This window comes from Massilia sp. Leaf139 (genome assembly GCF_001424165.1).
GTDB lineage: Bacteria > Pseudomonadota > Gammaproteobacteria > Burkholderiales > Burkholderiaceae_D > Telluria.
The window spans coordinates 123,593-144,545 of record NZ_LMOJ01000001.1; the positions used below are offsets into that span (position 1 = coordinate 123,593).

Annotated in this window: 12 protein-coding genes; 6 read left to right on the forward strand and 6 right to left on the reverse strand. The window is 67.2% G+C overall.

Going from position 1 to position 20,953, the window contains the following annotated elements; genetic code table 11:
• Window positions 1-78: 78 nt before the first annotated feature.
• The 3 genes from ASF77_RS00585 to ASF77_RS00595 all read right to left on the reverse strand — a co-directional run bounded on the left by ASF77_RS00585 (window position 79) and on the right by ASF77_RS00595 (window position 4,282).
• Window positions 79-1,038, reverse strand: coding sequence for a hypothetical protein (locus ASF77_RS00585; protein WP_056332830.1), 960 nt, complete (start codon window positions 1,036-1,038; stop codon window positions 79-81).
• Entirely contained in the window at window positions 1,038-3,713 is a 2,676-nt protein-coding gene (gene mutS / locus ASF77_RS00590; RefSeq protein ID WP_056332833.1) for a DNA mismatch repair protein MutS, read from the reverse strand. Before mutS ends, ASF77_RS00585 begins: the two co-directional genes overlap by 1 nt.
• Window positions 3,714-3,829: 116 nt before the next feature.
• Entirely contained in the window at window positions 3,830-4,282 is a 453-nt protein-coding gene (locus ASF77_RS00595; RefSeq protein ID WP_056332836.1) for a response regulator, read from the reverse strand.
• 230 nt (window positions 4,283-4,512) lie between these two features.
• Here ASF77_RS00595 and ASF77_RS00600 point away from each other — a divergent pair, with 230 nt between their 5' ends.
• The 4 genes from ASF77_RS00600 to ASF77_RS24600 all read left to right on the forward strand — a co-directional run bounded on the left by ASF77_RS00600 (window position 4,513) and on the right by ASF77_RS24600 (window position 12,084).
• Window positions 4,513-4,887: a hypothetical protein gene (locus ASF77_RS00600; protein ID WP_056332840.1), complete on the forward strand. Its 375-nt coding sequence runs from the start codon at window positions 4,513-4,515 to the stop codon at window positions 4,885-4,887.
• 86 nt (window positions 4,888-4,973) lie between these two features.
• The gene (locus tag ASF77_RS00605; RefSeq protein WP_056332843.1) at window positions 4,974-7,001 is read left to right on the forward strand and encodes an ATP-binding protein; all 2,028 of its coding nucleotides are present in this window, start codon (window positions 4,974-4,976) and stop codon (window positions 6,999-7,001) included.
• 140 nt (window positions 7,002-7,141) lie between these two features.
• Window positions 7,142-11,272, forward strand: a complete 4,131-nt coding sequence (locus tag ASF77_RS00610) for a CheR family methyltransferase (RefSeq protein ID WP_200934118.1) — start codon at window positions 7,142-7,144, stop codon at window positions 11,270-11,272.
• A gap of 182 nt (window positions 11,273-11,454) precedes the next feature.
• Complete coding sequence (locus ASF77_RS24600; protein ID WP_056332851.1) at window positions 11,455-12,084, forward strand: PEP-CTERM sorting domain-containing protein; 630 nt, start codon at window positions 11,455-11,457, stop codon at window positions 12,082-12,084.
• 36 nt (window positions 12,085-12,120) lie between these two features.
• Here the strand turns inward: ASF77_RS24600 and ASF77_RS00620 are convergent, their stop codons facing one another.
• From ASF77_RS00620 to cphA (ASF77_RS00630), 3 genes are all read right to left on the reverse strand, one after another.
• Window positions 12,121-12,747, reverse strand: coding sequence for a LysE family translocator (locus tag ASF77_RS00620; protein WP_056332854.1), 627 nt, complete (start codon window positions 12,745-12,747; stop codon window positions 12,121-12,123).
• A gap of 190 nt (window positions 12,748-12,937) precedes the next feature.
• Window positions 12,938-15,523, reverse strand: coding sequence for a cyanophycin synthetase (cphA, locus tag ASF77_RS00625; RefSeq protein ID WP_056332857.1), 2,586 nt, complete (start codon window positions 15,521-15,523; stop codon window positions 12,938-12,940).
• Between the two features lie 101 nt (window positions 15,524-15,624).
• Window positions 15,625-17,796, reverse strand: coding sequence for a cyanophycin synthetase (cphA, locus tag ASF77_RS00630; RefSeq protein ID WP_056332859.1), 2,172 nt, complete (start codon window positions 17,794-17,796; stop codon window positions 15,625-15,627).
• 331 nt (window positions 17,797-18,127) lie between these two features.
• Between cphA (ASF77_RS00630) and ASF77_RS00635 the strand changes: the two genes are divergently transcribed.
• Both ASF77_RS00635 and ASF77_RS00640 read left to right on the forward strand, forming a co-directional pair.
• On the forward strand, window positions 18,128-20,386 hold the full coding sequence (locus ASF77_RS00635) for an ABC transporter ATP-binding protein (RefSeq protein WP_373961745.1): 2,259 nt from the start codon (window positions 18,128-18,130) through the stop codon (window positions 20,384-20,386).
• The gene (locus ASF77_RS00640) at window positions 20,386-20,853 is read left to right on the forward strand and encodes a DUF1854 domain-containing protein (RefSeq protein WP_056332862.1); all 468 of its coding nucleotides are present in this window, start codon (window positions 20,386-20,388) and stop codon (window positions 20,851-20,853) included. Before ASF77_RS00635 ends, ASF77_RS00640 begins: the two co-directional genes overlap by 1 nt.
• The last annotated feature ends 100 nt before the right edge of the window (window positions 20,854-20,953 follow it).

The following is a 20,953-nucleotide window of genomic DNA, read 5'->3' on the forward strand; positions in this document are numbered from 1 at the left end:
GTAGGGTGGGCACTCCGTGCCCACGCGTGAATGCGCCGCCGTGTTAGCGCCGTTCGTTCGTCGCATCCGGCGCATCAATCACTCCCCCGCATCCTTCAGGCTGAACAAGGCCTTCTCCCCCGGCGTCACCTTCACCTCCACCGCCTCGCCCCCGATCGACACATGGCCGATATTCTCGCGCCATTCGATCGCCGGCTTGCCCTTCTTCGGCAGCGGCGCACTGTCGACCAGCAGCACCTTGCCCTCGAAGCGCTTGGCCAGCGCCTGCACCTGCTTGCGCACGGCCGCAAAGCCGTCCTGGGCCGCCGGCGCCCGCCGCAGCAGGCCGCGCAGGCCGGTCGGTTCGAGCTGCAGTGGTTTCAGGTCGCCTTCCGAAAACAGCACGATCGCATCGACCTTGTCGCGCCGCGCCAGCGTGAACAGGCGATTCAGCCAGAAGCGCGTCGCCACCAGCCGGTCTTCGTATTCGCTGTTGCGCCCGGCCGCGGCAAGGTAATGGTTGTTGTTGGCGGGGAGGTTCACGGTGGCGTACAGCACCGAATCCACGCTCCAGTGTGCGTTCTCGGCATAGCCGCGAAAACGCGGGCTGGTCGAGAGCCGGGTCAGCGCCAGCTTCTTCGCGCCGAGTGCATTCGGCTCGCCGTGGAACAGTTCGCGCAACCGGTTCAGGCGCTCGACGGCATTCGTGCGGCCGGCCGAGTTGCGGCACTCCGTCCAGTCGCTGCCGGCAGGGAGCACGATGACGGGCCGCTTGGCCTTGTCGACCAGGTCGCGCCGTTCTCCATACAGCTTGTCGCCGCAAGGCTCGCTCGCCGCCTTGATGCCGGTGACGACGACAAAGGCGAGCGACTTCTCGCTCGTCTCCGCCAGCGCCTTTTTGAAACCCTGGTCGCCCGGCTTGCCGAAGCTGTGGCCGATGACGCCGAAGCGATGCGGATCGGCCGCCTCGCGGGCGCCGTCGTAGGCGACCGCCCCCATCGGTGCCGCCAGCAGCGTCGCCAGCAGAAGAGGATACAAAAGCGGGCGCAGGCGCGGCATCAGGCGGCCAAGCGCTTCAGTTCGTACAGCCGCTCGAGCGCTTCGCGCGGGGTAAGCGCGTCCGGATCGAGCGCGTCGAGCGCATCGAGCAGGGCCGGCGGGACGGCCGGCGCCGCAGCCGGCGCGGCTTCCTCGGGCTCCGCTTGTTCAAGTTCCGGTTCGTCGCAGGGCAGGGCGAACAGGTCGAGCTGCGGCGTGCTGCCCACCGCCTGCGATTCGAGGCGCGCCAGGTGCTTGCGCGCGGCCTTGATCACGCCTGGGGGCACGCCCGCCAGCTGCGCCACCTGCAGGCCATAGCTCTGCGAAGCCGGGCCGTCCTGCACTGCGTGCAGGAACACGATGGTGTCCTTGTGCTCGACCGCCGACAGGTGCACGTTGGCCGCGCTCGGGTGGGTCTCGGGCAGCTGGGTCAGCTCGAAATAATGGGTCGCGAACAGGGTGAAGCTGCGGCTGTTGTCGATCAGGTGGCGCGCGATCGCCCAGGCCAGCGCCAGGCCGTCGAAGGTCGAGGTGCCGCGCCCGACCTCGTCCATCAGCACCAGCGAATGCTCGGTGGCGCCGTTCAGGATCGCGGCCGACTCCGTCATCTCGACCATGAAAGTCGAACGTCCGCCGGCCAGGTCGTCGTTGGCGCCGATGCGGGTGAAGATGCGGTCGATCGGGCCGATGGTGGCGCTGGTGGCCGGCACATAGCTGCCCACATAGGCCAGCAGCACGATCAGCGCGGTCTGGCGCATGAAGGTCGATTTACCGCCCATGTTCGGGCCGGTGATCAGGAGCAGGCGCCGTTCGTTCGAGAGTTTGCAGTCGTTGGCGATGAAGCGCTCGATCTGGCGCTCCACCACCGGATGGCGGCCCTCGACGATGCTCAGGCAAGGCGCATCGACCAGGTTCGGCGCGCACCAGTTGTGGCGCAGCGCATGGCCGGCGAGCGCCACCAGCGTGTCGAGCTGGGCCAGGCCCTGCGCGATCTTCTGCAGCTCGACGATGTGCGGCGCCAGGCAGGCCAGCAGCTCGTCGTACAAGGCCTTTTCGCGCACTAGCGCCTTGTCCTGGGCCGACAGGGCCTTGTCCTCGAAGGCCTTCAGTTCCGGCGTGATGTAGCGCTCGCAGTTCTTCAGCGTCTGGCGGCGGCGGTAGTCGTCCGGCACCTTGTCGGCCTGGCCGTTGGTGACTTCGATATAGAAGCCGTGCACCCGGTTGTACTCGACGCGCAGGTTGGCGATGCCCGTGCGGGCGCGCTCGCGCGTTTCGAGGTCGACCAGGAACTGGCCGGCGTTCTCCGACAGCGCGCGCAGTTCGTCGAGTTCGGCGTCGAAGCCGCGCGCAAACACGCCGCCGTCGCGCACCATGGCGCTCGGTTCCTCGGCCACCGCGCGCTCCAGCAGGTCGAGACAGGGAACCGGCGTGTCAATCGCATCGTGCAGCTCGCGCAGCAGGCAGGAGTCGCCCGGGATGAAGCAGCGCGCGACCTGCTGGCGCAGCGCCGGCAACTGCTTCAGGCCGTCGCGCAGGCTGGCCAGGTCGCGCGGGCGCACCGACAGCAGGGCGATGCGCGTCGTGATGCGCTCGATGTCGGGCACGTCGTCGAGCGTGGCCGAGAGGCTGCTGGTGGCGTCGCCCTGGGCCAGGGCCTCGATCGCTTCATGGCGCGAACGCGCCACGCGCTGGTCGCGCTTGGCATGGTGCAGCCAGTGGCGCAGCATGCGCGAACCCATGGCCGTGCGGCAGCCGTCCAGCAGCGAGAACAGGGTCGGCGCTTCCTGGCCGCGGATGGTTTCCGTCAGCTCCAGGTTGCGGCGGGTGGCGGCGTCGAGGCCGATGAATTCGTTCTCGCTCTCGACCGCCAGGCTTTTCACGTGCTGCAGGCCGCGGCCCTGGGTCGACTGCGCATAGCGCAGCAGCGCGCCGGCGGCACCAAACGCCGCGCCCAGGCCATCGGCGCCGAAGCCGGTGAGGGTGGCCACGCCGAGCTGCTCGAGCAGGGCCTTGTGGCCCTTGACCACGTCGAAATGCCAGTCCGGGACGCGCTGGGTATGGGCGAAGGGATTTTCTTCGAACAGGTCGCCGTTGTCGGCACGCAGGATCTCGGCCGGGGAGATGCGTTCGAGTTCCTGCGCCAGGCGCGCGCCGACCGTGCGCTCCTCGCCGGAAAACTCCATCAGGCGCAGTGCGCCGCTGGCCAGCGACAGCCAGGCCAGGCCCACCGTGCTCGATTTGCGCGCACTGACCGTGCACACGGCCAGCAGCGACCGTTCCGCCTTCTCGGGCAGCAGGTCGGAATCGGTCAGGGTGCCGGGTGTGACCACGCGCACCACCTTGCGCTCGACCGGGCCCTTGCTGGTCGCCGGGTCGCCGATCTGCTCGCAGATCGCGCAGGATTCGCCCAGCTTCACCAGCTTGGCCAGGTAGCCGTCGAGCGAATGGAAGGGCACGCCGCACATCTTGATCGGATTGCCGCCCGACGTACCGCGCGCGGTGAGCGTGATGCCGAGGATGCGCGCGGCCTTTTCAGCGTCCTCGTGGAACAGCTCGTAGAAGTCGCCCATGCGGTAGAACACCAGCATGGTGGGGTAGTCGGCCTTGATGCGCAGGTATTGCTGCATCATCGGTGTGACTTTTTCCGACGTTGCGCGAGCCGCGGCGGCGTTGATTTCGGTAGGGACGGTGGTCATGTCGATCGTAAGCGGGAAGCCCGGACTGCCGCCGGGCCAGGATCGCCATTCTACAACCTCCAGCCCGACAGCAGGATGCCATTGGGGCAGCGGCCGCCCGCGCGCGCGATGCCTGCCTAGCGGCGCAGCAGGGTGAGCACCGTCTCGATCTTGTAGGGCTTGGTCGCGAAGGGGTAGCGCCGCTCGCGGTCGGCGAGCAGGCCAGGGACGGTGTAGCCGGAGGTGAGGACAATTTTTACGCGAGGGAATAGTTCGCTGACGGCGTCCGCCAGCTGCAGCCCGTTCATGCCGGGCATCATGACATCGGAAAAGACGGCGTCGATGTCCTCGTCCTGCCCGAGGATGTGCAGCGCTTCCATGGCCGAGTTGGCGACGACGACGTCCAGGCCGCGGCTGCTGAGCAGGGCTTCGGCCAGGTCGGCCAGGTCGGCTTCGTCGTCGACGACCAGCACCTTGCGTACCAGGCCGGCCTCTCCGCAGGATTCCGCTTCACCTGCCTGATGCGCGCCCGCCGGGGCGGGCGGAACAGCTTTCGAAAACGACCAGCGCAGATTCGTCGTACCGTACACAACAAACTCCCAGGGCGACTCGCGCGACCGCGAAGCGGGCGCGCATAATGGAAAAGAAACGGGAAGTATGCAGGATTCGCCAAATTTTGTGCGAACGATTGGCGCTTCTCCCGGATCCGCGGGCCGGTCTTGCCCTCATTTGGTTCCCTTATTCGTTCCTCATGGCACGCCGGCAAAATATACCCGCGTCCTGGCCTTGTATTTGCCGAATCAGGCATAACCCCATGTGTATGGCTACTCAACGCAAAACCATTCTCGTCGTTCACTCCGGCGATCCGGCGGACATTCGCCGCCTGCTCGGCACCCTGGGCCATATCGCGGTCAGCGCCAGCGGACGGCGCGCGGCGCTCAAGGTGCTGTGCACGGTGCGCTTCGACATCGTGCTGACCAGCGTCGGCGGCACGCAGCCGGGGAGCGATTGCAGCTTCGTGCAGGAGCTGCGCTTGGCCGCGCCCGGCACCGCGGTGGTCGGCTTCAGGCAGCATGGCCCCGACGCGGCGAACGACGCCTGGATGAAGGAATGCGACGCCACGATCCGGGCGCCGCTGTCTTCGTCGCGGCTGCAGTGGGCGCTCGACTTCGAGCTACGGTATTTTGGCAACTGAAGGCGAGGCGGGGAGCGGCCGGAAATGCTATCGTTCGTGTTGCAAAACATTTTTGTTGCGCAATTTGCTACCACCGGAACGATTTCATGCCCGAGTCCCGTCACTCCGCCGATGCCGGCGCCGATGCCAATGCCGCTACCCGGTTCCGCGCCTTCTTCGAGCAGGCCACCAGCTTCGCCGCGCTGCTCAATCTCGACGGCAGCATCGTCGAGATGAACCGCGTCTCGCTGGCGCTGGGCGGCTACACCCACGACGAGGTCGTCGGCCGGCCGCTCTGGGAATGCCGCTGGTGGAGCCACTCGGTCGAGCTGATGGGGGCGGCGCGCGAGGCGACGCTGGCCGCGGCCGAAGGCGACACCGTGCGCCGCCTGTCGGCCTACCGCGCGCTCGACGACAGCGAACGCTATGCCGAACTGGTGATCGCGCCGGTCAGCGACGACGCCGGACGCATCCTCTTCCTGGCCGCGACCGGCGTCGACGTCACCGAGCGGCGCCTGGTTGCGCAGCGCCTGCGCCTGCTCGACGACATCGGCGAGGCGACCCGCATCGCGGCCGACCCGAAGGCGATCATGCGCGAGGCAACGCGCCTGCTGGGCGAGCACCTGGGCGTGACGCGGGTGGCCTACGCCGACCTCGAGCCCGACAATGACCGCTTTACGATCCGCCACGACTGGCATGTCGAGGGCGTGACGAGCACCGTGGGCACCTATTCGCTCGACCTGTTCGGCTCGCGCGCGACCTCGAACCTGCGCGCCGGCCGCAACCTGCTGGTCGCCGACGTCGACCGCGAGCTGGCGCATGACGACGGCGCCGCCATGTTCAATGCGATCGGCATCAAGGCCATCATCTGCTGCCCGCTGGTGAAGGCGAGGCGCCTGGTGGCGATGATGGCGGTGCACCAGCGCGAACCGCGCGCCTGGACGCGTGCCGAGGTGGCGCTGGTCGAGGGCGTGGTCGAGCGCTGCTGGGCCCACATCGAGCGCGTGCGCGCGACCGAGGCCCTGGTCGAGGCCGACCGCCGCAAGTCCGAATTCCTGGCCACGCTGGCGCACGAGCTGCGCAACCCGCTGGCGCCGATCCGCAACGGCCTCGAACTTCTGCGCATCGCCGACGGCAAACCCGAGCTGCACGCGAACGTGCGCGCGATGATGGAGCGCCAGGTCGGGCACATGGTGCACCTGATTAACGACCTGCTCGACATCGCGCGTGTTTCCAGCGGCAAGGTGGTGCTGCAGGTGGCGCCGCTGGCCTTGCAGGAGGTGGTGGCCAGCGCCGTCGAGACCAGCCTGCCGCTGATCGAGGGCAGCGGCCACACGCTGGTGCTCGACCTGCCGGCCGAACCCTTGCCGGTCGAGGCCGACGCCGTGCGCCTGTCGCAGGTGCTCGGCAACCTGCTGTCGAACGCGGCCAAGTACACGCCTGCGGGCGGACGCATCGCGGTCACGGCACGGAACGAAGGGGACGAGGTCGTGGTCGCCGTCAGCGATACCGGCATCGGCATCGCCGCCGAATCACTGCCCGAAGTGTTCGAGATGTTCGCCCAGGTCGCGCGCAGCATCGACCGCGCCAAAGGGGGGCTGGGCATCGGCCTGGCCCTGGTGCGCCACCTGGTGCAGCTGCACGGCGGCAGCGTCGCCGCGACCAGCGCCGGGCCGGAGCAGGGCAGCACCTTCACGGTACGCCTGCCGCTGGGCGCGGCGCGGATCGAGTCTCCGCCCGCGCGGCATGCCGTGCCGGCACCGGCGCAGCGACTGCGCGTGCTGGTGGCCGACGACAACGTCGACGCGGCGGCCACCCTGCGCGCGCTGCTCGACCTTGCCGGACATGACACCCGCATCGCCCACGACGGCGAGGAAGCGGTCGCGCTGGCCGCGGACTTTCGGCCGCATATCGCCTTCCTCGACATCGGCATGCCGGGCCTGGACGGACACTGCGCGGCGCGCGCGATCCGGGCCCGCCCCGAACTGGACGGCATGCGCCTGGTGGCCCTTACCGGCTGGGGTACGGAGGAAGACCGGCGCCGCTCGCGCGCCGCCGGCTTCGACGGCCACCTGCTGAAACCGGCCATTCCGGACGAAGTGGGTGCTCAACTGGCGCAGGTGAACGCACGCTGACAAGGCGTCGAATACCGTCCGGCCGCGCATTGGAGCGGGAAAATTTCCATTTTACGATCCGGAAGCGGCACGAATCGTCTAGACTTGACATTCTTTTATCCGCGCGCACGGCAATGTACGATTCCGCTCAACCAGGCAACATGCCATTGACCGCGCCCGGCGTGGTTCCCAGTACCCTACCTTTCCCGGTCGTCGGCATCGGCGCCTCGGCCGGCGGCTTGCAGGCCCTGCAGCGGCTGTTCGAAAACATGCCGGCCGCGCACGAGATGGCCTTCGTGGTCATCATGCACCTCTCGCCCAAGCATCCGAGTTCGGCGGCGGCGATCCTGCAGCGCGCCACGCGCATGCCGGTCGTCCAGGTCACCGAGCGCGAACACATCAGGCCCGGCCATGTGTACGTGATCGCCCCGAACCAGCAGATGTCGATGGTCGATGGCCTGCTGCTGGTCGATCCGCTCGACCGTCCGCGCGGCAAGCATATTGCGATCGACCTGTTCTTCCGCACGCTGGGTGAGGTACACCGCGAACGCGCGATCGCCATCGTGCTCTCGGGTACCGGCGCCGACGGTGCGGTCGGCCTGACCCGGGTCAAGGAGCAGGGCGGCGTGACGCTCGCGCAGGCGCCGGGCGACGCCGAGCACGACGGCATGCCGGTGGCCGCCATCCGCACCGGCGCGGTCGATTTCGTCATGCCCGTGGTCGAGATGCCGCAGAAATTGTTCGAACTGTGGGAAAACGCCCGCGCCATCGAGCTGCCGCCGGCCGGCGACGGCGAGCTGCCGCTGATCCAGGTGCCGTCCCCGCGCGACCTTGCCAGCGCCGAGGAGGCGCTGCACGAGGTCATCGGCACCCTGCTGGCCCATACCGGGCACGACTTCCGCCACTACAAGCGCGCGACCGTCCTGCGCCGCATCGAACGGCGCCTGCAGGTTCGCCAGGTGCATACCCTGCCCGAATACCGCGACCTGCTGGCCGCCGATCCGCACGAACACGAAGCGCTGCTGGGCGACATGCTGATCGGTGTGACCAACTTCTTCCGCGACCGCGAAGCCTTCGAATCGCTCGAACGCGACATCATCCCGGAACTGTTCAAGGACAAGGGGCCGCTCGACGAGGTGCGCGCCTGGGTTGCCGCCTGCGCCAGCGGCGAAGAAGCCTATTCGCTGGCGATACTGATGGCCGACCAGGCGGGACTGATGGAGCATCCGCCCGGCTTCCAGGTATTCGCCTCCGACATCGACGAAAGCGCGATCGACACCGCGCGCGCCGGCAACTACCCAGCTTCGATCATCACCGATGTGACGCCGGCGCGCCTGCGCCAGTATTTCAACAAGGAAGACGACCGCTACCGGATCCGCAAGTCGGTGCGCGACCATATCCTGTTCGCGTCGCACAACCTGCTGCGCGATCCGCCGTTCTCGCGGCTCGACATGATTTCATGCCGCAATCTGCTGATCTACCTGAACCGCGAGGTTCAGATGCGGGTGCTGCAGACCTTCCACTTCGCGCTCCGGCCAGGCGGCTACCTCTTCCTCGGTTCGTCCGAGTCGGCCGAGTCGGTCGCGGATTACTTCATCCCGGTCGACAAGAAGAACCGCATCTACCGTGCCCGCGGCGGCGGCCGGCCGCCGCAGTTCCACGCGCCGTCTGGACTCTACGGCGCCCGCATGCCGGAGGCGAGCCGCGCCAAGCTGCCCGGCAAGCGCCAGTTGTCCTATGCCGAGCTGCACCAGCGCGCGCTGGCACGCGTCGCCCCGCCGTCGGTGGTGATCGACCGCGAAGGAAATGTGCTGCACATGTCCGAACTGGCGGGCCGCTTCGTCCGCATGGGCGCCGGCGAACCGACGCGCAACCTGCTGGCGCTGGTGCTCCCGGAGCTGCGGCTCGAACTGCGTTCGGCGATCTACCAGGCCGGCCAGGGCGAAGGCAGCATCGAATGCCGCCCGGTCGACCTGGACGAGAAAAAAGAGCTGGGCCCCGTCGCGATGACGGTGCGCCCCTTCCGCGACGACGAGGCCGACGCCGATTTCATGCTGGTCATGTTCAAGCGCATCGAGTCGACGGCCCCTGCGGCCGCCGCGCCGCAGACCTACGGCAGCCACGACGTGGTGCTGGCGCAGCTCGAAGCCGAGCTGCAGAGGAAGCGCGAGCAGCTGCAGGAGACGATCGAGAACTCTGAAATCTCGACCGAGGAGCTGCGCGCCTCGAACGAGGAGCTGCAGGCCATCAATGAAGAACTGCGCTCGGCCACCGAGGAGCTGGAGACGAGCAAGGAAGAGCTGCAGTCGGTGAACGAGGAACTCGTCACCGTCAACTACGAGCTGAAAGTGAAGGTCGAGGAAACCGGGAAGGCCAACGACGACCTGAACAACCTGATCGCCTCGACCGACATCGCCACGATCTTCGTCGACAGCGGGCTGCGCATCAAGCGCTTCACGCCGCGCGCGGTCGACCTGTTCTCGATCATCGCGTCCGACATCGGCCGTTCGCTGCTCGACCTGACGCACCGGCTCGACTACGACCAGCTGGCGGAGGACGTGGGTGCCACCTTCGATACCCTGCGCCCGGTCGAGCGCGAGGTGCGCAGCAACGACGGACGCTATTACATCGTGCGCCTGCTGCCTTACCGCACCAACGAAGACCGCATCGAAGGCGCGGTGATGACCTTCTTCGACATCACGGCGCGGCGCGAGGCGGAGGAGGCGGCGCGCGCCAGCGAAGCGCGCATGCGCATGGTGGCCGACAGCGCCGACGACTACGCCATCATCACGCTCGACGAACGCGGCCTGGTCGCCAGCTGGAACAATGGCGCGCACTACCTGTTCGGCTACACCGAAGCGGAAATGCGGGGACAGACGCTGGAACGCCTGTTCACACCCGAAGACCTGGCTGCCGGCGTGCCGGCGGCGGAATTGCGCCGCGCGCGCGAGGACGGCCGCGCCGAGGACGAGCGCTGGCACATGCGCAAGAACGGCAGCCGCTTCTTCTGCAGCGGCGTGACCACGCCGCTGCGTAACGGCAGCTTTCACGGCTATGCCAAGATCGCGCGCGATGTCACCGGGCGCGAGCGGCAAGGACTCGAGCGCGAGCAGGCCTCGCGCGAGCGCGAGGCGATCACGCGCTCGGAGGCGGCCACCCAGTCGGCGCTGAAGGACGAATTCCTGTCGGTGATGTCGCACGAGCTGCGCCATCCGCTGAACATGATCAACATAAACGTCGAGCTGCTCTCGCGCATGCCCGAAATCCGCAAGTCGGCGCCCTTCATGCGCGCGGCGAACATCATCCGCAACGCGGTGCTGAGCCAAGCCAAGATCATCGACGACCTGATGGACATGTCACGCGTGCGCACCGGCAAGCTGTCGCTGGCGATCGCGCCGTTGGCGCTCGGCGCCGTGCTGCGGAACGTCGCCGAGGTGCAGCGCGCCGATCCGGCCACGGGCGACATCCGGATCGAGGTGATCGACGAGGCCGAGGGTGTGTACGTGATGGCCGACCTGGTACGCATCGAGCAGGTGGTGATGAACCTGCTGAGCAATGCGGTCAAGTTCACCCCTGGCGGCGGCCATATCGAAGTACGCCTGGCGCGCGAGGACAACGGCGCCCGGGTCGACGTCGTCGACAGCGGCCAGGGCATCGCCCCGGACTTCCTGCCGCACGTGTTCGACATGTACGGCCAGAGCGTCTCGGTCACCACGCGCACCAAGAGCGGGCTCGGTATCGGACTGGCGCTGGTGCGCGAAATCGTCGCGCTGCACGGCGGGCGCGTCGAGGCCCACTCGGAAGGCATCGGCAGGGGCGCGCGCTTCAGTTTCTGGCTGCCGCTGTTCGACCGTCATGGCATGCCGGTCTCGAACGTGGACGGCGATGCCAACGACGCGATGGCCGGCCTGCGCATCCTGGTGGTGGACGACATGGAAGAGATGCTGATGGTCTTCAAGTCGCTGCTCGAGATGAGCGGGGCGACCGTGTTCGAAGCGACGAGCGCGCGGGCCGGGCTGGAGATCCTGGAGCGCGAACCGATCGACCTCCTGATCTCGGACATCTCCATGCCGGAGATGGACGGCTACCAGTTCCTCGAACGCATCCGCGCCAATCGGGCGCTGGCGCAGCTGCCGGCGATCGCGATCAGTGGCATGCGCCGCGATAACGATATCGCGCGCGCGCGCGCGGCCGGCTTCTCGGCCCATCTCGGCAAGCCGGTCTCGATCGACCGCCTGAACGCGATCGTGCACGAGCTTCTGTCGCGGCGCGGGGTGCAAGCCGACGCTTGAACAGGGGTGAGGGCCCGGATCGGCGACGCCCCGGGCCGTGCTTATGCCTTGTGGATGTCGGCGGTTTTTACAGAACACGCCGCATGCTCCCGGACCGTACGACTAAGCCGCTGATAACGCTGCATTTTTTGTTGCTGGCGCAAAACTTGCTCTCCTTACTAAGTCAACCATAAGGAGAATCCATGCGCCACGCCCGTCAGTTTGCCGCCTTCGCCTTTGCCTTCCTTGCCTGCGCCGGCGCCTCCGCCGCGGTCGTCGCCACCAACACCAGCTACGGCGTCATCGACGGCACGCTGGATACGCGCACGCTGACCGTCGCCGAGCACGGCTGGATCACCGACCTGAACATTCTGGTGGAATTCTCGAAATGCGACGATCCGCCGATCGGGCCGAACGGCAGTGCCTGCCGCGGCCCTGGCGACCCCTTCGAGGAGGAAATCGCATTCACCCTGACCGGCCCGGATGGCCGCAGCGTCGACCTGGTGCTGCCTTACGAGACCTATACCGGCGCCACGCGCGGGGCAGGTCGTGTCAGCGTCAATTTCGACGACGAAGCGCCCGATGCGGTAGGCCCGCGCATCGCGTCCGGCACATTCCGCCCCGAGGGAAGCCTGGGCCTGTTCGACCGCACGGACATGTTCGGCAGCTGGACGCTCTCGCTGCAGGATTTCTCGCCCGGCGATCCGCTCGAATTCTTCTCGGCCTCGCTCGACATCAGCTTTACCACGGGCCCGGCCCCGGTGCCCGAGCCGGCCACGCTGGCGATGCTGGGCCTGGGCTTGCTGGGCATGCGCGCCGCGCGCCGGCGTTGATTCCCGGGCGGGCAGCGCCTGCCCGCCTCGCACCATCTAGCGCGAAACGATCAGCTTCACGCCCAGCGCGATGAACACCGTGCCCGCCAGCCGGTCGAGCCATTTGCCCGCGCCCGGCTTGCGCTCGAGCCAGGCGCCCACGGCGCCGGCAAAATAACCCAGCAGCCCGAACAGGATCGCCGCCTGCACCGTGAAAGTCACGCCCAGCGCCAGCATCTGGCCGGGCACGTTGCCGTTGGACGCGATCACGAACTGCGGCAGCAGCGACAGGAAGAACAGCACGATCTTCGGATTGATGGCGTTCGCCAGCAAGCCCTTCATGAACAGCGTGCGCAGCGACTGGGGCGGCGCGCCGGACTTGTCGGCGCGTTGCCCGCCGCTGCTGCGCAGCGCGCCGATGCCCAGGTAGACCAGGTACAGGCCGCCGCCGATGCGCAAGGCCGTGAACGCCGTCGGCGAGGCGGCGATGATCGCGCTCACGCCGATCACGGCGAGGAAGGTATGGCTCAGGCAGCCCAGCGCGCAGCCGAGACCGAAGACCATGCCCTGCTTGCGGCCCCTGGACATGCCCAGGCCAAGCACCATCAGGTTGTCGGGGCCGGGGGAGGCGGTGAGGAGGAGGGCGGCGAGCAGGAAGCCGAAGAATTGTTCGGGTGCGAGCATGGTTTGTTTTTGTTCGTGGGATGACGGTATAAAACGAAGGGACGTAGGGGGCGTTGAGGCCAATGGCCTCAATGACGGTCTCACCGGGCGGGTTCCCCGCCCACGCGTTCAACCGCAGCGGGATCAGCCCCGCCGTTCGTTCGTACCGGATTTGAACGCGTGGGCGGGAGACCCGCCCACCCTACGGGTATTACGTCGATTCAGCGACCCGCTTGGCAATATGCGCCAGCGCCTCGTCGACCTGGTCGATCAGGATCAGGCACAGGTCGCCCTCGGACAGCCGCGCCAGCGCGCGGTCGATGGCGACGAACTCGCCGTTGATCTCCTCGACATGGCTGGTGCGCGTCGCGCCGTCGAGGCCGCGGCGCAGCAGGGCGACGACCTCGCCGTCCGGACGGCCGCGCTGGCACTGGTCCTGGTAGAGCAGCACGTCGTCGAAGGCCTTGCCGAGGATCTCGGTCTGCTGGGTGATGTCCTGGTCGCGGCGGTCGCCGGCGCCGCTGATCACGACAGAGCGCCGCTTGGCCGGCATGTTCTCCACCGCCGACACCAGGGCCGCGATGGCGTCCGGGTTGTGGCCGTAGTCGGCGATCAGGGTCGCGCCACGATAATCGAAGACGTTGAAGCGGCCCGGCGCGTTGTCGCTCTCGCCCACGAAGGTCTTCAGGCCGAGGCGGATCTTGTCCCAGTCGATGCCGACGGCCCAGGCCGCGGCGACCGAGGCCATCACGTTCTCGACCTGGAAGCCGATGACGCCGCCGCGGGTGATCGGCACCTCCTTGAGGTCGATTTTCGTCTCGAGCTTGCCCTGAGCGCAGACCAGGAAACCGTCTTCGACGAAGACGACGCGCCGGCCCTGGGCGCGGTGCATCGCCATCAGGGGATGGCTGCCGTCCTGCGCGAAGAAGGTGACGTCGCCCCTGGTGTGCTCGGCCATCTCGGCCACCACCGGGTCGGCCGCGTTCAGCACAGCCATGCCGCCCACCTTGACGTTCTGGACGATCACGCGTTTGAGCACGGCCAGGTCTTCGAGCGTGGTGATGTAGTTCAGGCCGAGGTGGTCGCCGGCGCCGATGTTCGTCACCACCGCCACTTCGCAGCGGTCGAATGCCAGGCCTTCGCGTAAGAGCCCGCCGCGTGCGGTCTCGAATACGGCGGCGTCGACGTCCGGATGCAGCAGCACGTTGCGCGCGCTGCGCGGGCCGCTGCAGTCGCCGCTGTCGATGCGGCGGCCTTCGATGTAGACGCCGTCGGTATTGGTCATGCCGGTACGCAGGCCGGAGGCCGACATCAGGTGCGCGATCAGGCGCACCGTGGTGGTCTTGCCATTCGTGCCGGTGACGGCGACGACCGGGATGCGGCCGTCGTCGCCATCCTTGAACATGGTCTCGATGATGGCTTCGCCGACGTCGCGGCCCTTGCCGAAGGAGGGCGACAGGTGCATGCGCAGGCCCGGCGCGGCGTTCACCTCGACGATGCCGCCGTTCTGCTCCTCGATGGGTTTCAGGACGCTGTCGCAGACCAGGTCGACGCCGCAGATGTCCAGGCCCACCATGTGGGCGGCCGCGATCGCGCGCGCCGCGACTTCCGGATGGACGTCGTCGGTGACGTCGGTGGCCGAGCCGCCGGTCGACAGGTTGGCGTTGTTGCGCAGGATGACGCGCTGGCCCTTGCTCGGCACCGATTCCGCGTTCATGCCCTGTTTCGCCAGGCTGCCGAGGGCGATGTCGTCGAAGCGGATTTTCGTCAGCGAAGTCGAGTGCCCGTTGCCGCGGCGCGGATCGAGGTTGACCTGGTCGACCAGCTGGCGCACCGTGTGCACGCCGTCGCCGACGACGTTGGGCGGATCGCGGCGCGCGGCGGCCACCAGCTTGTCGCCGATGACGAGCAGGCGGTAGTCGTGGCCCGGCAGGTAGCGCTCGACCAGAATGTCGTCGCGGAATTCCGAGGCCGAGTGGAAGGCGGCCGTGATCTGTTCCTTCGTCGTGATGTTGACCGTCACGCCCTTGCCCTGGTTGCCGTCCTTCGGCTTGACCACGACCGGCAGGCCGATCTCCTGGGCGGCCGCCCAGGCGTCATCCGGGTCGAGCACCGTGCGGCCCAGCGGCACCGGCACGCCGGCCGCATCGAGCAGCTTCTTGGTCAGTTCCTTGTCCTGGGCGATGGTCTCGGCGATCGCGCCGGTGGCGTCGATCTCGGCGGCCTGGATGCGGCGCTGCTTGCTGCCCCAGCCGAACATCACGAGGCTGCCTTCGGTCAGGCGGCGGAAGGGGATGTTGCGCTCGATGGCGGCCTGCACGATGGAGCCGGTGGAAGGGCCGAGGCGCACGTCCTCGTCGAGGTCGCGCAGCTGGGTCAGCGCCGCTTCCAGGTCGAAGGGCGCATCCGCGCGCGCGGCTTCGATCAGCCCCTGCGCCAGCTCCAGGGCCAGGCGGCCGACGTCTTCTTCCGAGTATTCGACCACGACCTGGTAGATGCCGGTTTCCAGGGTGGCGGTGGTGCGGCTGAAGGTGACCGGGCAGCCGGCCGCGGCCTGCAGGGCCAGGGCGACGATTTCCAGCACTTCGGCCATCGGCACCGGGTCGAGCGCGTCTTCCTCGTGGCCCGACGGCTGCAACTGGCCGAGCTGGGGAAAGCGCGAACGCAGGCGCGTTTCGAAACCCGGCAGGTTGGCGATCGATTCTTCCTCGGGCGTGCAGGCGACGATCGCCTCGACCGAAGTGTGGTGGCTCCAGAGGTTAGGGCCGCGCAAGGCCCGTACGCGAGATACTTCCATAAACCTTCATTCCTTTACAGGGCGCCGCGCCGGCCGGGGAGGGCGGCTGGGGCACCGTTATTTTTTATCCGGCGAACCGGTCACCGCTTTCGATGCGTCGCTCAGTATGCCGACTTTTTCGTGGCGTCGAAGGCGCGCAGGCCGCCGCAGATCAGGTCGTGCGGCAGGCCCAGCGCCCAGGCGGCGGCGGTGGCCGCCAGCACGCTGGCCGGATGCTTCACGGTGGCCGGCTTGATCTTGCCGAGGTCGAGCAGGCGTGTCTCAAGCGCGCCCTCGGCCAGCACGATGGCGTTGTCGCGTGCGAAGACGACGCGCTCGCCGGCCGCGCGGTGCCGCGCCATGACCGGGTTGGACTCGTCCATCGCATAGAAGATCACGCGGCCGTCGGACATTTCGGCCAGCGCCACCACTTCCGGGTCGGCCGCGTTCAGCACGGCCGCGCCCTCGGACAGGATCACGTCGACCTGGCTGCGCACCACGGTGGCCAGCGCTTCGCCGTCGCGCACGTGGAATTCCGCGACGTCCTCGAGCGCCCCCATGTCGGTGACGACGCCCACCGTGCAGCGGTCGTAGGGCAGGCCGCCGGCCAGGATGCTGCGCGCGTTCGATTCGAACACGGCCGCTTCGACATTACGGTTGATGAGCAGGCGTTCACCAAAGGCGAAGCCGGTGCAGTCGCCTTTTTGCACCTGGCGGCCGTCGAGGTAGAGACCCTCGCCGTTGGCCACGCCCGCATGCTTGCCGGTGGCATTGAGCAGGCAGCCGAGCAGGCGGGTGATCAGGCTGGTGCCGAGGGTGCCGGTCACGCCCACCAGCGGAATGCGGCCGCTCTCGCCTTCGGCGAACAGGTGTTTGACGATGGCTTCGCCGACCTTGCGCGGCGTGCCGCTAGCCGGCTTGATGTGGGCCAGCAGGCCCGGGCTGGAATTGACTTCGATGATGGCGCCGCGCTGCTCGGCCAGGGGCTTCGAGATGTCTTCGCAGACGAGGTCGATGCCGGCGATGTCGAGGCCGACGACGCGCGCGGCCAGGCTTGCTGCGTGCGCCACTTCCGGGTGAATCAGGTCGGTGACGTCGTCGGAGACGTTGCCGTTCGGCTGGATCAGCACTTTCTGCCCAGCCTGCGGCACGGAATCGGGGGTCATGCCCTGGCGCTGCAGGTCGAGCAGGATTTCGCCATCCTGCACGTTGACGCGGCCGAGCGGATGCTCCTCGCTCTCGCCGCGGCGCGGGTCGGTATTGATCTGGCTGGCGACGAGGGCGGTCACGGTCGACTGGCCGTCGCCCGTCACCCACAGCGATTCGCCGCGCGCGACGGCCACCACCTGGCGGCCGACCACCAGCAGGCGGTGCTCGTTGCCGGGGATGAAGCGCTCGACCAGTACGGCGGTGCTGTCGCCCGCTTCCGAGGCGATGGCATAGGCCGTGCGCACTTCCGACTCGCTCATCAGGTTCAGGGTCACGCCGCGGCCATGGTTGCCGTCGACGGGTTTCACGACCACCGGCAGCCCGATGTCCTGCGCTTCTTCCCAGGCGGCGTCGGCGCTGCGCACGAGGGCGCCTTCGGGCACCGGTACGCCGCAGGAGGCGAGCAGGGTTTTCGTCAGATCCTTGTCGCTGGCGATGGATTCGCCGATGGCGCTGGTGCGGTCGGTCTCGGCCGTCCAGATGCGGCGCTGGGCGGCGCCATGGCCGAGCTGCACGAGGTTGCCTTCGGTCAGGCGGATCGACGGGATGCGGCGGTCGGTGGCCGCGTCGACGATATTGGCGGTGGAGGGGCCGAGGCAGTAGCGGTCGACCAGTTCGGTGAGCGAGGCCACCGTGGCCGGCATGTCGAAGGGCTCGTCGTTGATGGCAGCCATCATCAGGCGGTGCCCGGCCTCGAGGGCGGCGCGGCCGACGACCGCGTCGCGGGTGCGGAAGGCCATCTTGTAGATACCGTGTTCGCCGGTGGAGCGGGTCTTGCCGAAGCCGGTCTTCATGCCGGCCATGTTCTGCAGCTCGAGCACGATGTGTTCGAGGATATGGCCGGCCCAGGTACCGCCTTCCAGGCGTTCCAGGAAGCCGCCGCGCTCGCCGACGCCGCAGCGGTGCTCGATCAGGCCGGGCAGCCAGCTGGTCAAGCGCGCGTTAAAGCCGGGCAGTTTGTTCGAAGGGAAGTCTTCCAGCTCGCCAATGTCGAGCCAGACCTCGATGACCGGACGGTAAGTCCAGATGTTCGGGCCGCGCAAGTGGGTCACACGGAGAAACTTGATGTCTTTCTTCTTTGTCATGTAATGATGTCTTGCCATCATGGTCTGCTCGTTTACCATGATGGCGTTGCCTTTGTTTACCTGCCTGTGCGCTACCGCACCCAAACGCGGTTATGCAGCGCACATGCGCATCTGTTGTATACTTCCTGCCCGGCCGAAGCTTACAGCGCCGCGCCGATTTATGCCAAATGGGCATCGACGCCCGCGCCGGGTTGGCACTGCATCGCTCCACAGCGGATATTTTTCCGCTAGTCCATGTAAACCGCTGAGCCGGTCACTGCGTTACCCCCTCTATCCAGATCATGCCTGTCACGGGCGGCAATTAATGACAACTCAACAACTCGCTCCTCCGATGTCGCTGGCGGCCGCCGCCGGCTTTCTGCCTGACGGTTGGGATAATGACGTTCGGAAACAGCTTGCACCAGGGGAAAACGTTCTGACAGGCGTGGAGGTTGACCTTGATGCGAAATTACGTTTTACCAAGGGTATTCTGGTGGTCACGAACCGGCGCCTGCTGTCGCGCGCTCCGGGCGAGACCGTCTGGCGCGACTGGGCCGTGGCGTCCGGACGGGCGCTGCGCCACCACGACCATGCCGGCGTCGGCCACCTGGAACTGGTCGATGCGAACGGCCGCCTGGCCGCCTGGCGCTTTACCCTGGGCCAGAACCTGCACGCGATCCGCGTCGCCGACGCCTTTGCCGAGCAGGTGAAGAGCGCGGAAACCGGACTGCCGGTCGTCCCGCCCGAGCAGCACACCTGCCCGAGCTGCAAGGCCCCGCTCGAACCCGACCAGGAAGAGTGCCCGATCTGCGCCAAGGTCGTGCATACGCCGCCGTCGACCTGGACGCTGTTCCGTTTATGGCGCTTCGCCAAGCCGTACAAGATCCAGCTGCTGATGGGTTTCCTGCTGATGCTGGGGTCGACAGCGGCACACATGATTCCGCCTTACCTCACCAAGCCGCTGATGGACAACGTGCTGATTCCCTATCAGAACGGGCAGACGATCGACGTTTCTCTGGTCTACCTGTATATGGGAGGGCTGTTCGGCGCATCGGTGCTGGCCTGGGCGCTCGGCTGGGGGAAAACCTACGTACTGGCGCTTGCGTCCGAACGCATCAGCGCCGACCTGCGCTCGACGACTTACGAACACCTGCTGCGCCTTTCGCTGGAATATTTCGGCGGTAAGCGCACCGGCGACCTGATGAGCCGCATCGGCAGCGGCTCGGATCGGATCAGTGTCTTCCTGTCGCTGCACCTGCTCGACTTCCTGTCGGACGTGTTGCTGATCATCATGACGGGCGTGATCCTGTTCAGCATGAACCCCTGGCTGGCGCTGGTGACCCTGGTGCCGCTGCCCTTCATTGCCTGGATGATCCACATCGTGCGCGACAGGCTGCGCACTGGCTTCGAGAAGATCGACCGCGTCTGGGGCGAGGTCACCAACGTGCTGGCCGATACCATTCCCGGCATCCGCGTGGTCAAGGCGTTCGCCCAGGAAAAACGCGAGGCGGTGCGCTTTCGCGAGGCCAACAAGCACAACCTGGCCGTCAACGACAAGCTGAACCGGGTCTGGTCGCTGTTCTCGCCGACCGTATCGCTGCTGACCGAATTGGGCCTGCTGGTGATCTGGATCTTCGGCATCTGGCAGGTGTCGCAGGGTGACATCACGGTCGGCACGCTGACCGCCTTCATTGCCTACAGCGGCCGTTTCTACGTCAAGCTCGATTCCATGAGCCGCATCGTCTCGGTCACGCAAAAATCGGCGTCGGCGGCCAAGCGCATCTTCGACATCCTCGACCACGTCTCGAGCGTGCCGGATCCGGTCAACCCGGTGAAGGTGCAAAAGGTGCAGGGCAATATCGAGCTGCGCGAAGTCGGTTTCCGCTACGGTAACCGCGCCGTCAACCGCGGCATCTCGCTCAACATCAAGGCCGGCGAGATGGTCGGCCTGGTCGGCCACAGCGGTTCCGGTAAAAGCACGCTGGTGAACCTGATCTGCCGCTTCTACGACGTGGCCGAAGGCGCGATCCTGCTCGACGGCGTCGACATCCGCTCGTTCGCGGTGGCCGACTACCGCCGCAACATCGGCCTGGTGCTACAGGAGCCTTTCCTCTTCTTCGGCACGATCGCCGAGAACATCGCCTATGGCAAGCCGGATGCGACGCGCGAAGAGATCATCGCCGCCGCCCGGGCCGCCCACGCCCACGAATTCATCCTGCGCCTGCCGCAGGGCTACGATTCCATGGTCGGCGAGCGCGGCCAGGGCCTGTCGGGCGGCGAGCGCCAGCGCATCTCGATCGCGCGCGCCTTGCTGATCGATCCGCCGATCCTGATCATGGACGAGGCCACGTCCTCGGTCGATTCGGAAACCGAAAAGGAAATCCAGAAGGCGCTCGACAACCTGGTGCAGGGCCGCACCACCATCGCCATCGCGCACCGCCTCTCGACCCTGCACCGCGCCGACCGCCTGGTGGTCTTGGATCGCGGCGTGGTGGTGGAAGAGGGCAGCCACGACGAGCTGATGGCGCGCGAGGGCGCCTACCACCGCCTCTACGAAGCGCAGGCGCGCAACGTGGACCAGGACATGGACGATTCGGACAAGGATGATTGATGAGCACTGACATTCAACTACGCCGCGACAGCTTCGGCAAACTGGTGTTCACGGGCGAGGACGGCGTCGACATCCACGGCGTCATTCCCGTACGCGCCTTCCCCATCCAGGCGCCCACGCGCGGCATCTCGCTGGTGCGCGACGGCGGCAAGGAAGTGGCCTGGATCGACGACCTGGCCACCACATCGGAAGCGATCCGCACGCTCGTCACGGAAGAACTCGAGGGCCGCGAATTCATCCCCGAGATCCAGCACATCGCCAGCGTGTCGAGCTTCGCCACGCCCTGCACCTGGTTCGTCAAGACCGACCGTGGCGAGACGTCCTTCGTGCTGAAGGTCGACGAAGACATCCGCCGCGTGGGCGAGGCTTCGCTGCTGATCGCGGACAACCACGGCATCAACTTTCTGGTGCGGGACATGTTCCGTATCGACAAGCACAGCAGGAAGATCCTGGACCGGTTCCTCTGATTCTCTAGGTGGGCGCAGAACGCCCGCGCTGCGTCATCTCGAGCACTGCCTCTAGAATGCCGGCGTTTTCGCTCCGCCGCGGCGCTTCGGTGTTAATGTC

What these genes read in the sequence shown, in the direction of transcription:
- ASF77_RS00640 (WP_056332862.1), top strand. Translation starts at nt 20,386, where the DNA reads ATGAGCACTGACATTCAACTACGCCGCGACAGCTTCGGCAAACTGGTG.
- mutS (WP_056332833.1), bottom strand. Translation starts at nt 3,713, where the DNA reads ATGACCACCGTCCCTACCGAAATCAACGCCGCCGCGGCTCGCGCAACG.
- ASF77_RS00585 (WP_056332830.1), bottom strand. Translation starts at nt 1,038, where the DNA reads ATGCCGCGCCTGCGCCCGCTTTTGTATCCTCTTCTGCTGGCGACGCTG.
- ASF77_RS00620 (WP_056332854.1), bottom strand. Translation starts at nt 12,747, where the DNA reads ATGCTCGCACCCGAACAATTCTTCGGCTTCCTGCTCGCCGCCCTCCTC.
- ASF77_RS00610 (WP_200934118.1), top strand. Translation starts at nt 7,142, where the DNA reads ATGCCATTGACCGCGCCCGGCGTGGTTCCCAGTACCCTACCTTTCCCG.
- ASF77_RS24600 (WP_056332851.1), top strand. Translation starts at nt 11,455, where the DNA reads ATGCGCCACGCCCGTCAGTTTGCCGCCTTCGCCTTTGCCTTCCTTGCC.
- ASF77_RS00605 (WP_056332843.1), top strand. Translation starts at nt 4,974, where the DNA reads ATGCCCGAGTCCCGTCACTCCGCCGATGCCGGCGCCGATGCCAATGCC.
- cphA (WP_056332857.1), bottom strand. Translation starts at nt 15,523, where the DNA reads ATGGAAGTATCTCGCGTACGGGCCTTGCGCGGCCCTAACCTCTGGAGC.
- ASF77_RS00635 (WP_373961745.1), top strand. Translation starts at nt 18,128, where the DNA reads ATGTCGCTGGCGGCCGCCGCCGGCTTTCTGCCTGACGGTTGGGATAAT.
- cphA (WP_056332859.1), bottom strand. Translation starts at nt 17,796, where the DNA reads ATGACAAAGAAGAAAGACATCAAGTTTCTCCGTGTGACCCACTTGCGC.
- ASF77_RS00600 (WP_056332840.1), top strand. Translation starts at nt 4,513, where the DNA reads ATGGCTACTCAACGCAAAACCATTCTCGTCGTTCACTCCGGCGATCCG.